This is a genomic window from Methanocalculus alkaliphilus (genome assembly GCF_024170505.1).
In the GTDB taxonomy this organism is placed as follows: Archaea; Halobacteriota; Methanomicrobia; order Methanomicrobiales; family Methanocorpusculaceae; genus Methanocalculus; species Methanocalculus alkaliphilus.
The window spans coordinates 132,573-147,871 of record NZ_JALJYG010000003.1 but is presented as its reverse complement, the minus strand read 5'-3'; the positions used below and the strand labels follow the sequence as shown (position 1 = coordinate 147,871).

The 15,299-nt window shown below is 54.7% G+C and carries 15 protein-coding genes; 3 read left to right on the top strand and 12 right to left on the bottom strand.

Going from position 1 to position 15,299, the window contains the following annotated elements:
• Window positions 1-4: 4 nt before the first annotated feature.
• The gene (gene hypF, locus J2T58_RS03700) at window positions 5-2,236 is read right to left on the bottom strand and encodes a carbamoyltransferase HypF (RefSeq protein ID WP_253487520.1); all 2,232 of its coding nucleotides are present in this window, start codon (window positions 2,234-2,236) and stop codon (window positions 5-7) included.
• Window positions 2,237-2,292: 56 nt separating this feature from the next.
• On the opposite strand from hypF, the gene J2T58_RS03695 reads away from it, so the two are divergent.
• Genes J2T58_RS03695 through J2T58_RS03685 form a run of 3 tightly spaced genes read left to right on the top strand, consistent with a single transcriptional unit; the run spans window position 2,293 to window position 5,632 of the window.
• Window positions 2,293-2,808 (top strand): ArsR family transcriptional regulator, encoded by a 516-nt coding sequence (locus J2T58_RS03695; protein ID WP_366518433.1) that lies wholly within the window; start codon window positions 2,293-2,295, stop codon window positions 2,806-2,808.
• Entirely contained in the window at window positions 2,792-3,601 is an 810-nt protein-coding gene (locus tag J2T58_RS03690) for a DUF7839 domain-containing protein (protein ID WP_253487518.1), read from the top strand. Before J2T58_RS03695 ends, J2T58_RS03690 begins: the two co-directional genes overlap by 17 nt.
• 6 nt (window positions 3,602-3,607) lie before the next feature.
• Complete coding sequence (locus J2T58_RS03685; RefSeq protein ID WP_253487517.1) at window positions 3,608-5,632, top strand: DEAD/DEAH box helicase; 2,025 nt, start codon at window positions 3,608-3,610, stop codon at window positions 5,630-5,632.
• Window positions 5,633-5,645: 13 nt separating this feature from the next.
• Here the strand turns inward: J2T58_RS03685 and J2T58_RS03680 are convergent, their stop codons facing one another.
• The 11 genes from J2T58_RS03680 to J2T58_RS03630 all read right to left on the bottom strand — a co-directional run bounded on the left by J2T58_RS03680 (window position 5,646) and on the right by J2T58_RS03630 (window position 15,186).
• The gene (locus J2T58_RS03680) at window positions 5,646-6,272 is read right to left on the bottom strand and encodes a hypothetical protein (protein ID WP_253487516.1); all 627 of its coding nucleotides are present in this window, start codon (window positions 6,270-6,272) and stop codon (window positions 5,646-5,648) included.
• Window positions 6,269-6,406 carry a hypothetical protein gene (locus J2T58_RS03675; RefSeq protein WP_253487515.1) on the bottom strand — a complete coding sequence of 46 codons (138 nt, stop codon included), beginning with the start codon at window positions 6,404-6,406 and terminating at the stop codon, window positions 6,269-6,271. Before J2T58_RS03675 ends, J2T58_RS03680 begins: the two co-directional genes overlap by 4 nt.
• A gap of 130 nt (window positions 6,407-6,536) precedes the next feature.
• Window positions 6,537-7,130: a PH domain-containing protein gene (locus J2T58_RS03670; protein WP_253487513.1), complete on the bottom strand. Its 594-nt coding sequence runs from the start codon at window positions 7,128-7,130 to the stop codon at window positions 6,537-6,539.
• A 52-nt stretch (window positions 7,131-7,182) separates the two neighbouring features.
• On the bottom strand, window positions 7,183-7,560 hold the full coding sequence (locus J2T58_RS03665) for a desulfoferrodoxin (protein WP_253487511.1): 378 nt from the start codon (window positions 7,558-7,560) through the stop codon (window positions 7,183-7,185).
• Window positions 7,561-7,588: 28 nt separating this feature from the next.
• Window positions 7,589-8,767 (bottom strand): FprA family A-type flavoprotein, encoded by a 1,179-nt coding sequence (locus J2T58_RS03660; RefSeq protein WP_253487508.1) that lies wholly within the window; start codon window positions 8,765-8,767, stop codon window positions 7,589-7,591.
• A 6-nt stretch (window positions 8,768-8,773) separates the two neighbouring features.
• The gene (locus tag J2T58_RS03655) at window positions 8,774-8,917 is read right to left on the bottom strand and encodes a rubredoxin (protein WP_366518432.1); all 144 of its coding nucleotides are present in this window, start codon (window positions 8,915-8,917) and stop codon (window positions 8,774-8,776) included.
• A 58-nt stretch (window positions 8,918-8,975) separates the two neighbouring features.
• The gene (locus J2T58_RS03650; protein ID WP_253487506.1) at window positions 8,976-9,494 is read right to left on the bottom strand and encodes a hypothetical protein; all 519 of its coding nucleotides are present in this window, start codon (window positions 9,492-9,494) and stop codon (window positions 8,976-8,978) included.
• Window positions 9,491-10,729, bottom strand: coding sequence for an AAA family ATPase (locus J2T58_RS03645; protein WP_253487504.1), 1,239 nt, complete (start codon window positions 10,727-10,729; stop codon window positions 9,491-9,493). The genes J2T58_RS03650 and J2T58_RS03645 overlap by 4 nt, the downstream gene beginning before the upstream one ends.
• Before the next feature lie 52 nt (window positions 10,730-10,781).
• On the bottom strand, window positions 10,782-11,276 hold the full coding sequence (locus tag J2T58_RS03640; protein ID WP_253487502.1) for a TspO/MBR family protein: 495 nt from the start codon (window positions 11,274-11,276) through the stop codon (window positions 10,782-10,784).
• An 83-nt stretch (window positions 11,277-11,359) separates the two neighbouring features.
• On the bottom strand, window positions 11,360-11,917 hold the full coding sequence (locus J2T58_RS03635; protein ID WP_253487500.1) for a manganese efflux pump MntP: 558 nt from the start codon (window positions 11,915-11,917) through the stop codon (window positions 11,360-11,362).
• On the bottom strand, window positions 11,914-15,186 hold the full coding sequence (locus tag J2T58_RS03630) for a HEAT repeat domain-containing protein (protein WP_253487498.1): 3,273 nt from the start codon (window positions 15,184-15,186) through the stop codon (window positions 11,914-11,916). The genes J2T58_RS03635 and J2T58_RS03630 overlap by 4 nt, the downstream gene beginning before the upstream one ends.
• Between the last annotated feature and the right edge of the window lie 113 nt (window positions 15,187-15,299).

Sequence of the window (15,299 nt, the reverse complement as noted above, 5' to 3'; positions counted from 1 at the left end):
CATCTCAACGTCTCCCGGCCATTATTGTCTGGCCATACGAGATACAACCATCCCCAAGAGGATAGTCGCTATTGATGATTGGTCGGACGCCATGGTCGCTCAGTTCAGAGCAGATGGTACTCCGTATCATCCCGTTATAGCAGACGCCTCCGGAGAGGGCAGCCGTCATGATCCCGGTCTCTTCTGCTGCCAGAATGGCGAGACGGGCGATCCCGCGTGCCAGGTTATACTGAAACGACGCTGCGATATCTGCAACAGCACGTCTGCGTACCATTGGCGGCTCACTGGTATATGGCAGATATTCTGCTAATGCCCTCTCCATGAGATGGGTTGTCAGGAGTGTTGCTGTACCTCCGGAATCATGGATGGTGATCTCCCAGTCTGTTGGGGATCCATGGGCGGCTGCCGCCTCGAGCCGCATCGCAGGTTCGCCATCATAGGTTCGTTCACGGCAGAGGCCGAGAAGGGCAGAGGCGGCATCGAGAACCCTTCCGGTGCTTGTTGTCGTGGTGGTGTTAAACCGCCTGCTGACCTGGTGGGCGAGGGCTGAGAGGGCAACATCATTCCAGCCACGGTCGCTGAGGAGATCAAGGATCTCATCCCTCTGGATGATGCCATAGAGCATCCGTTCCGGATGGCGTGTCGCTGCATCGCCTCCGGGCATCAGGACCTCCTCAAGATGTCCGACCCGTGCATACTCCGGGGCCTTCCCTGCAAAGATCTCTCCGCCCCAGACCGTCCCGTCATCCCCGTATCCGACCCCGTCGATGGCGATACCTATGCACTCCTCCGACGTCGCTGCCGCGATATGTGCCCGGTGGTGCTGGACGGGGATGAGATCTGCTCCAAGCTCTTCTGCAAGGTTCTTTGCATACCGTGTTGAGAGGAACTGGGGATGGGCATCACAGGCGATGATCTCAGGGGTGATCCCGGTGAGAGTACGGAGTCGGTCGACGGTCTCCTCAAGGTATCGGAGAGTTGGTGGATTTCTGATATTCCCGATATGCGGCGAGGTGATACAGATACCGTCTTTGTAGATTGTCGCATTGGCATTCAGTTCAGGGCCGACAGCAAGGATCGCCTTCTCTCCAAGATCAATTCTGCTCCTCTTCGGGGCCATGCCGCGTGAGAGGCGGATGATGAGTCCGTCACGAACGACCGAATCGTCACACCGGTTCATAATCTCCCGGTTATGCGTGAGGAAATAATCAACTGTGCCGCGAAGACGGGACATCGCCTGATCTATCTCGGTGATCATCGGGTCGCCTGGCGTATTGGCGCTCGTCATCACGAGGAGAGGGGATCTGAGGTGGGAGAAGAGGAGATGGTGCAGGCCGGTGTAGGGGAGCATCACCCCGATGGTATGGAGGTTTGAGATCGTCTCATGGGCTGAGTGATCCCTCTTTTCGAGGACGACGATCGGCCGGGCAGGGCTCCTGAGGCTCTCTGCATCTTCGGGATGGATGATGGTCATCTCATCGGCGACATCATACTCAGCCATGATGGCAAGCGGCTGCTCTGTTCTGCCAAGGAGTGATTTGAGCCGTTCCGCAGCAGACTCGATACATGCGATATGAAAACCGCCAATACCCCGGATCGCAAGGATCTTCCCGGCATCAAGGAGCTCTGCCGCTCGCTGTATGGTATCGGTATCAGGGGGGGTGTTCCCATCCCGATCCATGAGCGCAAGCGTCGGCCCACATTCTGCACAGGCGATTGTCTGGGCATGGTGGCGCCTTGAGAGTGGATTCGTGTAATCGCCTTCGCAGATTGTGCAGGGGGGAAAATGGTCCATTGTCGTCCGTATTCGATCATACGGGAGCGCGCGGATGATGCTGTACCGGGGGCCGCAATCGACGCAGGATGTCGCCCAGTACCCAAAATAGTGCCCCCCTCTCTCGTATATATCTTCGATACAATGGTCGCATATGGCAACATCAGGGGGGATGAGGCCTGTCAGGTTGCCAGGTCCGCTCTCAAGAATATGAAAACCATCAGGTATCACCCCTTCGAGTGGATACACAAGAAAATCGTCGATAACCGAGAGCCTCGGTCCGATCTGAATCTTCTGGAGAAACTCATCGAACCTCTCTCCCCCGGCATGAATGATGACTTCGCTGCCGAGGTTCGTCACTGTTCCATGTATGCCAAGCGATTGTGCAGCAGCATACACGAAAGGGCGGAATCCGACTCCCTGAACGATCCCGCGGATAATTATGGTGCCCGATCTCCGCATGGATTATCAATAAGGTTATAGAATTACAGGGCAATATAGTACACAGGGTTTTTGCAGTGACTGATCATCCGAAGACAAAAATTGTGAGTGACCCGGTAGAGCTCGTACCTCTCCTTGTTACTTTTAACAACTCTGGATATAAAGTTGTGTATGAAATGCTCTCAAAGTCATGGGTGACAGAAGCGGAGCTATGTGAACATCATGATAAGGCATGTATCAACAGCTGCCTCCGCATGCTGAAGAAAGGAAATCTCATCGAGGAACAATGGCGGACTGTTCCCGGAAAAAAGCCCGAGAAGGAGTACAGGGTAAACTATCTCAAATTCAGGGCGAACTTCCAGTGTTCAATGGAAGATCTCGTCTCAATGCTCTATATATCAACATCAAACGACGAATCACTCAGGGATCTATCGGATAAAATAATGGGTGAGGTGACATCCGGAAACACCTCGATTGGAGAGATTGCGCGCAAGGTGGGGGTCAAACCCATCTATGTCAAGGGAATTGCAAAGCGCCTCCCTGTATTTGATGTGCGGGGGCAGGGGTTGATTCTTCTTGAAGGGGACCGATAACGATCCTCTCAGTACCCTGCTTCGGAGCAAGCGGGAGACGACCCGGTTCCAGGTGCTGGTCGAGGTGGCCGAGCATCAGCCATCAGTCCGCCAGCAGGAGATTGCTGAAAAGCTCGGGGTAACCCCGCAGGCAATCTCTGAGTATATCCGTGATCTCTCCGATGATGGTCTCATCAGTGCTGAAGGCCGGGGGCGGTATGCTGTTACCCGGAAGGGTATCGAGTGGGTTTTACAGAGTGCGGAACAGCTCGAGAGCTACGCCCGGCATATACGGCGTGATATCATTCAGCAGGTCGCTGTCTGGGCGGCACTTGCAGCAGAAGACCTCAGGAAAGGGGATGAGGTCGGCGTCTTCATGAAAAAGGGACTATTGTACGCCGGTAAGGAGCCACAGGCTGCGATGGGTGTTGTCATCTCGGATGCCCGGAAAGGGAGCGATGTCGGTGTCGCCCGGTTAAATGGGATCATCGATCATACCGAGGGATCGATCTGTGTCTGTAAAGTCCCCCGTATCGAGCGTGGGGGCTCTTCTGTGATCGAGCAGGAGAAGCTCTTCCGGATAGTCCAGAAAGCAGAGATCGTCGGTGCTGTCGGACTTGAGGCATACATGACGCTGAAGAAGGCCGGTATCAGATCCGATATGTTCTATGGAGCCCGGGAAGGGGTGATCGAGGCGGCATTCCACGGGCTGACCTGTGCTATTCTCATCGTCGATTCAGAATTTACCGATTTCATCAAACGGCTGGAGACTGCCGGCCTTTCGTATGCGATCCATGATCTGGCGGCTCCATAGTCTATCATGAGCGCCATAATCCTCCCGTGGAAGAAGGCATACCGGATCATCTTTTATGATGATAGGAGAATCCGGCATATCGGAACCGTCTCCCTTGCCAGGACGACGAAGGGGATTCGCCCGGATGAGTTTATGATCCGGCGTCCGGGGGCATCCCATCTTCAGAAGACACCAACAAAAGATCTTCTCATTGCTCTGCGTCAGGGGAGTGTCCATCTGACCATGCGAGATCCCCAGATGGAGGAGTTCCTCGCAAGTCTTCAGATATCATTTGAGTTTACCAGTCTCTGCCGGATCTGCATGCTTGAGGACCGTGTCACCCCGCTTGACAGGGAGACCTCCATCCGGTGTGGCCGCGAGCAGATCTGTCCTGAGTGTGCCCGGAAAGAGCTCTCCCGGGAACTTTCCCATCTCCGGAAACTCGGGAAGAAGACACGGAACTACATTGAGGATCTCCTGATGGAGCATCGTGATCTCGAGGCGGTGCTTGCGATCATCCAGCCGGAGAGCCCCGATATGAAGAAGAGCCTCTATGACAGGGTCGAGGCACATCCGGTCGGGAAGACAGATCGCCTCGACGAACTCCCTGTACCACGGTCCTTCCTTGATGTTGCCGGAGTGGAGACCCTGATGCCCGCCCAGCAGCTTGCCGTTGAAGGAGGTCTCCTCTTTGGAAAACACCAGCTTGTTGTTGCAGCGACTGCAAGTGGCAAGACCTTCATCGGTGAGATGGCGGGATTTAAGAATCTCCTTGAAGGGAGGGGGCGGGTTCTCTTCCTTGTTCCCCTTGTTGCGCTGGCGAACCAGAAGTACGAACGGTTTAATGATCGGTATAAGGATATCGCCAGTGTCTCCCTCTCGACGGGGGTATCCAGGCTCAACCTCCCTGAGACGCGATCGGTTGCCCGGAGGGACGCCGGCTCTGATATCATCGTCGGGACCTATGAGGGGGTGGATAATATCCTCAGGAGAGGCCGGCGGCTCCGGTCGATAGGAACCATCGTCATCGATGAGGTGCAGATGCTTGAAGATCCCGAGCGGGGCCATCGCCTTGACGGGATGATCGCCCGGCTGAAGCATGTCGCCCCCAAGGCACAGTTCATCTATCTCTCAGCGACGATCGGAGCCCCCCATCTCCTTGCAAAGAAGCTGAATGCACACCTTGTCACCTATGCTGAACGTCCTGTGCCACTCGACCGCCACCTTCTCTTCGTTGAACGGGACGCGAAGATACCAACGATCAAACGGCTCGTCTTTGAGGAGTTTGGGAAGAAGTCATCAAAAGGCTACAAAGGGCAGACGATCATCTTTACCAATGCACGTGCACGATGCCATCAGGTCGCCGAGGCGATAGGCCCCCGTGCCGCTCCCTACCATGCCGGCCTCACCGCACAGGAGCGGCGGGATATCGAGTCGAAGTTTGCAAAGGGGAAGATCGCAGCGGTCGTCACAACGGCTGCCCTCGCCGCCGGTGTCGACTTCCCTGCGTCCCAGGTGATCTTTGATGCCCTGGCGATGGGGATCGAATGGCTCACCGTCCAGGAGTTTCAGCAGATGATGGGCCGGGCCGGACGGCCGGACTTCCATGATGCCGGCAGGGTTGTCATCCTTGCTGAGCCGGGGGGATCATACTCCCGTGAATCGAAGGCGACGGAAGAGGAGATCGCACTCCGGCTCCTCAAAGGGATTATGGAGGAGGTCGCCCCCTTCTATGGGATGGAAGAGAGCAGCGAGGAATATGCCGCCAATGCCGTCGTCGCCCGTGGTATTGAGGGTGATCTCGAGTCGATGAACCAGAAGATGGTCGGTACCCTTGAGGATGCCCTTCCGGAGATGGAGAAACATGGCATCGTCCATCGCCGTGGCGGGGTGATCGAGCTGTCGCCGTTTGGACGGGTGATGGCTGAGCATTTCATCGGCATCGAGCGGCTGATGCGGATTAGAAAGCTCGTCCGGAAGGTTGAGGATCCCCTGTTGATCCTTGCGGATCTCGAATGTAAGACCGATGATGAGGAGAAGAAGAGGCGTTAAGGCAAATCCTCTTTCATTTTTTCCCGATCTCTTCTATCTGCCGCCTGCACTCCTCCCGAAGTGACGGATATCTCTTCCCGACCCCGATGAGCGTCTTCTTCTTCAGCAGGCGGTATGCCTCCGCTTTTCCAACCTTCCGGTACAGCTCATCGATATGGTCATCGTACCTGGTGAGATTGTGGCGGGCATAATTTACCATGATCCTCTGAAGAAAACGGGGATCTGAGAAGGTTGAGGCCGGCTCATAATCTGCATGCCTACGCATGAAATGAAAGCCATTATAGGACTCTATGGCGTTGTCAAGGATATTCCTGTCATCATCGATCTGGATCTCGATCCTGCTGACGAGATCGAGGAGTGCTGATCGCTTTGTTGCAGCCGCCTTTGCAGCTCCGGCCTTCCGCCGTCGTGCCTTCTCAAAAGCCTCGATAAAGAGATCCGATCCCTCGATCTCATGAATCCGATCAGGGGCATAGAGTTTCATCGGGGCGGCCTTTGCAAAGAATGGGTTCTTCCTGATCGCATCCGGCTCAGGTGCGAAGAGCTGGATCAGTTTTGCTGTCCACCCCCGTTTCAGGAGCTCCGACTGTGCGTACATCCTCGTACTGCTCTTCCCGGCCTCCGGCTTGTCCGTCTTCATCCTTCGTATCCACACTGCCCTGATCGCGGGGAGTTGACCACCGGCAGGGACATCTCCTCCTCACATTCATCAACCCTCTTCAATGTCGCCCTCTTTCCGATGAGGCAGTGGCCGGGGTACGTACGCTGAACCATACAGATGATCCGCTATCATGGAAGATAAAGATCATTCTCTCTGGTTTCTGGAGCAGTCAGGATAAGGACTGTATAGAAAAGGGATGAGCCGGCAGAGGGGAGATCCCCCCCCTTCGGTGAAGGTTTGAGGTTACTGCTTCTCTTCGATCCGCCCGAGTATCGCACGGATCTGCCGGAGCTCATCGACCACAGGATCCGATGACACTCCTGCCGTTCCATCTCCGCCCGACTCGGTTGCAATTCCCGGCCCTGACCGGACAAAGCCCATAATCAGCTCCCGAAGCTCCTCCGGCTCAGCAATCCCGGTGAGCTGGAGTTCGGCATGTGGCTGTGCCGAATACCCGGCAGTCTGGATCTTCAGCGACGAGATCCCAAAGATCCGCATCACCGGCCCCTGGATGATATCGATATTCGTTATCCGTGAATAGGGGACGATCCCGGTCTGGCGGAACCATACCCCCCGCCTCCAGGTCATCTCCGTCCGGGTCAGCTCGTACCTGATGGTCTCATAAAAGAGCGGTATCCAGTAAAGGACGAATATGAGAGTACCGATGATCGGGATTGATATGACGATCCCACCCACTCCTTCAAAGAGGGCTATTGCTCCGATACAGAAGAAGATGATCGGGATGGCGACTATTGTGTAAATGAGATAGTAATACTTTTTAAGATTATCAATTGGAGAGAATACCTCTCCGATACGATACGATGATTGCTGTGGCATACAATCAGATGGTTGTCTGCGCTATTAAGTAATTCTGAAAGAAAAAAAGGGATTACCGATCTGCCCAGAGGAGATGGATATTGCAGTATTCCCGTGCCTTGACCGGCTCTTCATCCGTCTCGAAGTAGGCGGCCGGGGCCATGCCCGGGGTCAGATATGCCCTGTGGATACCCTCTTTTGTCTGGAGCTCGATCCACTCGACATAGTGATTCTCCTCCATCGGATGCGGTGTCGATCCGACGGTCACCAGGTATCCTTTTCCGGATCGCTCGATGATCGGCACATGCTTCTCATTCGTTTTGTCTGCGGTCTGCTCGGAGAGGAGTTCCATCTCTTTGCCGCAGCAGACGAGCTTTCCGTTACCACTGTGCATCACGCCGGTGATGTTTCCACAGACGCCGCATTTGTATATTTCATGGATATTTGTCATGGTATCATCATTCTATCAGAGAGCCCTTCTATGAGGACTCTGCATGCTTCTCCCTGATCGTCCGTGCGAGCTGTTTCAGGGCGGTGATATCCTTCTCGACGGCCTGCCCCTTCACATAGACCGGGTCGAGGATCTCGCATTTGAGTGGGGCGATCATATCGCTGATCTGCTTCACCGTCTTTCCTCCCCAGCCAAACGAGCCGATGACGGTTGCATACTTCGCCTTCGGCTTGATGGCGGCTGTAAGGTATGCCGCATGTACTGCCAGCGGATGGGCACCGAAGAGGACGGTTGGTGTTGCAATGATGATCGTCTGGGCTTCAACAAGAGCCATTGCGAGAAGACCGGTATCGCTCTGGGTGAGATCGAACCGCTCAACATGGACTTCTTCTGCAACAAGGGCGTTTGAGAGGATATCAACCATCTTTTTGGTGCTGCCATGCATCGTGACATAGGCGATGACAGCGGTATTCTTCGGTGCACCTGTCGCCCACTCCCGGTAATACCCGAGGATCAGTGACGGGTCATCATAGAGGGGGCCATGGCTTGGTGCGATGATCGAGATGCCAAGTCCTTCGATGAGATCAAGGTACCCGCCGATACTCCCGGCAAAGGGCATCATAATCTCGGCATAATACCTCTTTGCCGATTCATAAAGCCGTTCGGGATCATGGATGAAGAGATCTGAGGTAGCCAGGTGTGATCCAAGGAAGTCCCCGGTGAAGAGGACCTTATCCTCAATGACCTGCGTCAACATCGTATCCGGCCAGTGAACCCAGGGGGTGAGGTGGAAGCGAAGTGTCTTCCCGCCGAGATCGAGAGTCTGCTGATCCTCAATAACCATGATTCTGCAGTCTTCGATCCCGAAGAACTCGATGAGAAGCTCTCTGCACTTTGCATTCGTCACCACCATCGAACCCGGATAGAGATCAAGGATGAGCGGGAGGCAGCCGGAGTGATCCTGTTCGGCATGGTTGATGATGACGTAGTCGAGAGTATTGACCTTTTCAGTCATCAGGTTGGTGACCATCTCCATCTCCATCTCTTCATCAACGGTATCGATGAGAGCGGTCTTTTCAGCCCCACGTACCAGATAGGCGTTGTAGCTGGTGCCCTTTGGTGTCGGAACAAGGGCATCAAAAAGACGGCGATCCCAGTCGATTGCTCCAATCCAGGAGATTCCATCTGTTACCTTTCGGACGACCAATGCGGGTCACTCCTTCTTGACAAAGAGGGCTTTGCGTGCTGCACAGACCGGACAGACCCATGTCTCGGGGAGCTCTTCAAATGGCGTTCCTTCCTTCTCTGCGTCATATACATGTCCACAGATTGTACATTTCCATGAATCCATCATCATTCTCCTTTGGTATCACCTTATGCAGAAAAAAAGGATAATGGTTGTGATCGTACATCTCCTATTCAAGAAAATGCGTATGAAAGAACCTAAACGAACGATTCTTCCGGACGGCAACTGCTATCGTATAGAGCCTGATGATCTCGATCATCAGATCGATCCGGGAATGATACTTCTCCGGGATCATCTGGTTAAACCGCTCTTTGGTGATCCGATCTGTTGACGGGCTGTACCTGATCCCAAGGAGTGATGAGGCTTTTTTATCAAGCCCGGCAAGATACCATCCCTCGATCTCCTTAATGACGATGATGATCTTCTGCTCATCAAGTTCGCGATACCAGTCCATCAGCATCCTCTTCTTCGCCTTGACCGACCGCTTCTGATCGATATCGGCGACCATGAGGTAGTCATCCCCCATCGCCCCGATTCCCCGTATAAATCCGTCCACCCGGATATGCTTCATACCGGCATAGCCGATCATCCTGATGTCATCATATCCTTCCTGGAGATGCTCCCTGAGAACACCTTCAAAGAACCTGATGTCATCGGGCCCCTCACAGAAGACATACAGGCGGTTCATAGCCCAAGGAGGTTCTGGATGTAGAGCTCTTCGATGCCAACCTCATTTTTGAGGAAGGTCCTCACCTCTTCGCGGAGGGCAGGCCGCACAATCTGAGAGAACCCATCCTTGTCCCTGGATATAAGGAGGATATCCTCGACATCCGCATACCGGACGATCCCCGGGTTATGGGTGGTGATGAGGATCTGCTTGCCTGCGGCGGCATCTGCCACCATCGAGACGACCCTGGCGATGAGGTAAGGATGGATATTCTTCTCAGGTTCTTCGATGACGATGAAGGGCTTCTCCTCAAAGTAGAGGGCTGCGATGAGGTTGATGACATTGATCGTCCCATCCGATATCACCGAGGAGGGGAGGGTCAGATCATTTCCATATCTCTCGGTGATGGTGAAGTATACCGAGCTGTCCATGAACCTCCTGACATCGATATCATGGATGAAGGGGAGGAGATCATGCATCAGGTTGGCAAGCCTCCTCTTTTTAGTGGGATCAGCAAGGATCGTCCGGAGGACCAGTGCGAGGTTCGATCCATCCTCCTCGAGATCGCTCCTGCCGGTGAGTGGTATCGCCTTTCTCGGCGACCGGGGATCAAAGTCATAGATGGCAATATCAGAGAAGAATCGCTGAAAACCGGGCATCGGAACAAGGAGAGGGTTTTCGATGAGGAGCGTTCCGGGCCGTGGTGTGTTGTTCTGAAGGTATGGAGGGATAATATCAGAGATATCGATGGTAATCCCTTCCGGTGTCCTGAGATCGTAGGCGACACCGTCATCCCTCCGGGTTATCAGGAGTTCCCCTTCTCCCCGGGTGTCTGCATCTGCCTCAGAGGTGCAGGAACATCCGAGCCGGAGCGTATCAGAGACGATCTCATACGAACCATCCCTGATGAGCAGGCCAAAACGGTATTCTATCTGATGAAAGGTGAGGGTATGCATCCCTCCCTCTGTATCACGGACCCCGGATAGGACCCCGAGATTATTTTCAAAAATAACCCCAAGCTCGGTCGGGGTATCCTCCGGGAAGCTGGCATTTCTGATGAACTCAGCTCCCCCCTGGAGTGATATTGCGTTTCCAATGCCATGTCGTGCAATATCGCGGAAGAAACGGAGTATCCTGATGAAATTCGTCTTTCCCGCGGCATTTGTTCCGATCAGGATATTATAATTATCAAGATCAACGACAAGCTCAGAGAAGCTCTTGAAGTTTCGGCATGCAACCCGTTGTATCCTCATCATCGGCTCCTTTCCATTCAGCCCGGATATACCTTTCTCTCAAAAAAAGTGAAGATCAGAGGTTGAGAACATAGATTGATGCATTTAATATCGTTGCAAAGGTGACCCATCCAAGATACGGGATGTTGAGGAGGGCCGCCGTCCGCGATATTCTGTTGAAAGCGATGATCATCCAGAGGATCATGGCCCAGAGAGGGATGATACCGATCAGTCCAAGGAGCGGGGACGGAACCCCGAAGAAGAGGAAGGACCAGAGTCCGTTTAAAAAGATCTGGGCCGCAAATATACCCGTAGCAACCCTGACATCACGCCTCTCCCACCCGAATCTGAGAATGAGAAAGAGCGATATCCCCATCAGGATATAGAGTGTTGTCCATGCCGGGCCAAAGAGCCAGTCGGGTGGGGTGAACCATGGTTTGTTGATGGTCTGATACCAGCCACTGACATTGGCTGCTGTTGCGATACTGCCGATGAACCCCGCCGAGAGGGGAATGAGGATACATCCGATGAGGAGCGCCGCATCGCGTGCAGACTGCTTATTAAACGCCATACTGATATCTCCTCTCCATTCAAGGAAAAAGGTTTCCCTTGTATTGGTATCTGAATCATTCGGATGTGCCGTAATCAGAGGAATCAGAAGAAGATCCCTTCGATGAGAATTCTCGCACCGATACCAATGAGGATGATACCGCCGAGGAGCTCAACACGTCTGCCAAGGAACCTCCCGACATGCCTGCCGGCCATGATACCGGCGATGCAGGCCCCGAAGGTGACGATACCGATGACGAGGGCGGCAACGAGGATGGGGATCTCAAGCAGAGAGAAGGTGACACCGACAGCAAGGGCATCTATGCTCGTTGCAACGGCAAGGACGAGGAGCATGGAGAGGGAGGCTACCCCCTTCTTCTCCTCTTCATTTCCATATACCCCCTCATAGATCATCTTCCCCCCGATACCACCCAGAAGAAGAGCTGCAACCCAGTGATCAAAGGGGGCGATGATCTCAGATCCCGCCTCTCCGATAAGGTACCCGATAATCGGCATCCCTCCCTGGAACAGTCCAAAGAAGAAGGCCGCCCTGATCCCATAATACCAGAAATGCTCTTTCAGTGTGGAACCGGCTGCTATCGAGACGGCACAGGAGTCCATCGCAAGGGCGATGGCGATGAGGAAGAGGGTGATTCCGTTCACAGATGGTTTCCTTTGCGCAGGATCCGATCGCAGACCCCCTGGATCATCTTCCTGCTCATCGGATCTGCTGCTGCGGCCTCATCCTTCAGGGGGGGAAGCGCCTCCTCCCCCATCTCAAAGAGTGCATCTGCACAGACCTTTCTGATCAGGGTATATTCATCGGAAAGGCCCCTGATGAGCGGGGTGATCGCAGCGGGATCTCCGGTTCTGCCGAGTGCCCGGGCCGCACCCATTCTGATATCCTCATCCGGATCAGCAAGTGCGTTGATGAGAACCGGCACCGCAACCGATCCCTCTGCCGCCAGCTCGTTCCATCGCCCCTGGGCAAAGAGGAATCGTGCCCGCACCTCTCCATCCCCCGGATTCCACCCGATCTCCTTCAATGCATCGGCAGCCCCTGACCGGAGATCCTTCACGGGATTTGAGAGTGCGGAGACGAGCGGTCCGATTGCTGCATCCTCCATTCCTGCGAGAGCCTCTGCTGATGCGGAACGGACACTGAAATCTTCATCACCGAGTTTCTGAATGAGTGGCTCCACCGCATCCGGATCGCCGATATACCCTATCGCCCGGATAGCCGCAACCACGACATCGGGATCATCATCTGTGAGAAGCCCGGCAAGTGCCGGGACTGCCTTTGGATCCATTGAGATCCCAAGCGACTCAGCCGCGGCCTTCCGGATACGGTAGTCCTGATCGGTGAGCATCCGGATGAGGGGATCTATTGTCTGGGGATCTCCGATCTTTCCAAGAAGGAGTGCGACGGTGATTCTGGTATCCCTGGTGCCATTTTGTAATAAAGAAAGCAGTTCCTCGACTGCCGGGCCTCTGATCTCTGCGAGGATCTCGGCGGCTGTTGCACGCTGCTCACGGTTTCCTTTCAGGAGGATCTCGATCAGCGGTGGGACGGCGGCTGATCCCTTCAGGACGAGCTCCTGTGCGGATCGGATCTGTGCCTCCTTATTCCCACTGAGGAGATCCCGTATAAGAGGTGTGATATCCTCTGATATCCTGGTATCCGGCTGTGTGGGTGTCTGGGTTTGGGATAACTCATCAGCAGTATCACTCTCTTCTCCTCCAAGCAGTATCCCGGCCTTTTCAGCGATGACGTGATCCGGGTCCTGAGCGGCCCGCTCGATGAGATATCTCGCATTCTCCCCGAGGTCCGCAAGGATGGCAAGAGCCGCGAGCTTCTCTTCACGGCTGCCGGTGGCAAGGATCTCCTCAAGAGGGCGGATGGCGGCGACATCGAACCGCCTGAGTGCATCGATTGCTGCGGCTCTGATCCCTGCATTATCACTCCCAAGGAGCCGGACCAGATGTGGAACCGCCCTTGGATCCCGTATCTCTCCGAGTGCTTCTGCCGCTCCCCGCCGGATCTCGTCTGAGGGTCCGGTGAGGGTGGCGATCAGATCATCAACTGCAGGGCTTCCTATCCGTCCAAGAGCGGTAACGGCCTCCCTCCTGACGTCGGCCTTCAGATCAAGGAGGCAGGTGATCAGGGAGGGTAGTGCATCGGTACTTCGTAGCTTTCCAAGTGACCGTGCCGCCATGGCACGCACTGTTCCGTCACCATCTGTAAGGAGAGGGAGCAGATACCCGGCGGCAGATGCTTCTCCAATCTCACCGATCATCTCTGCCGCTGCAGCACGGACAGGTGGGGAGCTGTCTCTGAGTGCCTCGATCAGAACCGGGAGGGCTTTTGGACCGATGGTGAGGAGGGCATCAAGGGCGATGAGACGGCTCTCCTCATCTCCATCGCTGAGTGCACGGAGCAGGGCAGTGATAAGCGGCTCTGCCTGCTCATCGATCTCTTTTGGGGTGGCTGACCGGATGCCCGCGAGCTTCTCATGGACTGCCGGATCGACCCTTTGGATCACTCTCTGAATTTTTTCAAACTTCTTCTCCGGGAAGAGTGCCGTCCTCCCCGCATCGTCATGATCGGCATTCTCATCAGGCTTCTTCTCTTCCTTCTCCTCGCTCGCTGCCTCGCCTCTCTCTCCCTTCTCGTCATTCAGCCTCTTCAGCTGAACCTTTTCATTATCTCTTCTCTTCTTTGAGAGATCGATTGACCCGGCTCCCTGGCTTTTTTCCTGTTTTGCATCCGCTCTTTCATCAGGGTTTCCGGGCCTGAGCGGACGGAAGACCCGGTCGCTCTTTCCAAGCGAGGTGAGGATATCTCCTGCACCATTTCGTATCCTGATATCCGGGTTGCCGAGTGCCTCCTCAAGGGGTCCGACTGAATACCTGGCGAGACTCCTGAGCGATTCTGAGATACCTTTTCTGACGCTGTAATAATCATCCCTGAGCGTATCGATTAACGGGGGGATTGCAGGTCTTCCGAGGGCAACGACCTTCTCCCACTGCTCGGTTGCGATAAAGTATCTCGCACGTTCGGTATCGTTGGCAGGATGCCATCCGAGCCGGTCGAGGCTTGATGCTGCCTCCATCCTGACGTTATAGTACTCATCCTCCAATGCGGTGAGGAGGTGTGGAGTTGCACGCACGTCCCCGATTGCACCGAGCGCCTCGGCAGCCGCTGTCCTGACATTGCCATCCTTATCCCGGAGTGTTTCAAGGAGCGGGGAGATAGCCTCGCTGTCACCAAGAGTACCCAGTGTCCGTGCGGCATTGACTCTTGATACATAGTATTCATCCTCAAGGAGCCTGATCAGGATTGGTACTGCTGACCGACGGAATCGCTGGAGATCCTTCCAGCGCCCAAGTGCGATAAGCCGTGCAGCCGCTTCCTGCTCATTCTCCGGAGGGGATCGTATCGCATCAAGTGCCTGTGCAGCACCCCGCCGGGATCGGCATGACGGGCTGAAGAGACCCTCCCTGAGGAATGGTACACCCTCTGATCCGATATGGGCGAGGGTCGCGATGATGAGATCGCTCTTCTCCTCCTCAATATGCCTGAGGCAGGTAATAAGAGGTGCAGCAGCAGGCGTCCCGATCGAGGCGAGTGCTGCGGCGGCATATTCTCTCTCCCGCCCGTCCTGCTTTACCAGGATCTTCATCAGGTGTGGAATGGCGGGGGCTCCGATCCGATTGAGGACAAGGGCAGCACAGGCACGCTTCTTCTCATCCCGATCCACAGCCGCAGCTATGACGTCAGGCAGCGCTCCGGGCATCAGGGTCCTCAGGGCAGAGACGGCATCTTCCCGTATCTGCGTATCCTGCGATTCACATGCCCTGATCAGCCCGTCAACATCTCCGCGTTCTTTGAGTTTTTCAATATTAGGGCGAAAAATGTCGAATAATCCCATGGCTGCCTCTTCCCGTGATCATTAGTTGGCTATTCTGCCACAAAAGTCTGTCTGATCCAAAAAAGTGATTATGGATAGGCTTTCTTTTTACACCCTCAGATGAGGGGATGCCA

Excerpts from the sequence above, each read along its gene's own strand:
- hypF (WP_253487520.1), bottom strand. The coding sequence starts at position 2,236 with ATGCGGAGATCGGGCACCATAATTATCCGCGGGATCGTTCAGGGAGTC.
- J2T58_RS03685 (WP_253487517.1), top strand. The coding sequence starts at position 3,608 with ATGAGCGCCATAATCCTCCCGTGGAAGAAGGCATACCGGATCATCTTT.
- J2T58_RS03680 (WP_253487516.1), bottom strand. The coding sequence starts at position 6,272 with ATGAAGACGGACAAGCCGGAGGCCGGGAAGAGCAGTACGAGGATGTAC.
- J2T58_RS03675 (WP_253487515.1), bottom strand. The coding sequence starts at position 6,406 with ATGGTTCAGCGTACGTACCCCGGCCACTGCCTCATCGGAAAGAGGGCG.
- J2T58_RS03670 (WP_253487513.1), bottom strand. The coding sequence starts at position 7,130 with ATGCCACAGCAATCATCGTATCGTATCGGAGAGGTATTCTCTCCAATT.
- J2T58_RS03665 (WP_253487511.1), bottom strand. The coding sequence starts at position 7,560 with ATGACAAATATCCATGAAATATACAAATGCGGCGTCTGTGGAAACATC.
- J2T58_RS03655 (WP_366518432.1), bottom strand. The coding sequence starts at position 8,917 with ATGATGATGGATTCATGGAAATGTACAATCTGTGGACATGTATATGAC.
- J2T58_RS03650 (WP_253487506.1), bottom strand. The coding sequence starts at position 9,494 with ATGAACCGCCTGTATGTCTTCTGTGAGGGGCCCGATGACATCAGGTTC.
- J2T58_RS03645 (WP_253487504.1), bottom strand. The coding sequence starts at position 10,729 with ATGATGAGGATACAACGGGTTGCATGCCGAAACTTCAAGAGCTTCTCT.
- J2T58_RS03640 (WP_253487502.1), bottom strand. The coding sequence starts at position 11,276 with ATGGCGTTTAATAAGCAGTCTGCACGCGATGCGGCGCTCCTCATCGGA.
- J2T58_RS03630 (WP_253487498.1), bottom strand. The coding sequence starts at position 15,186 with ATGGGATTATTCGACATTTTTCGCCCTAATATTGAAAAACTCAAAGAA.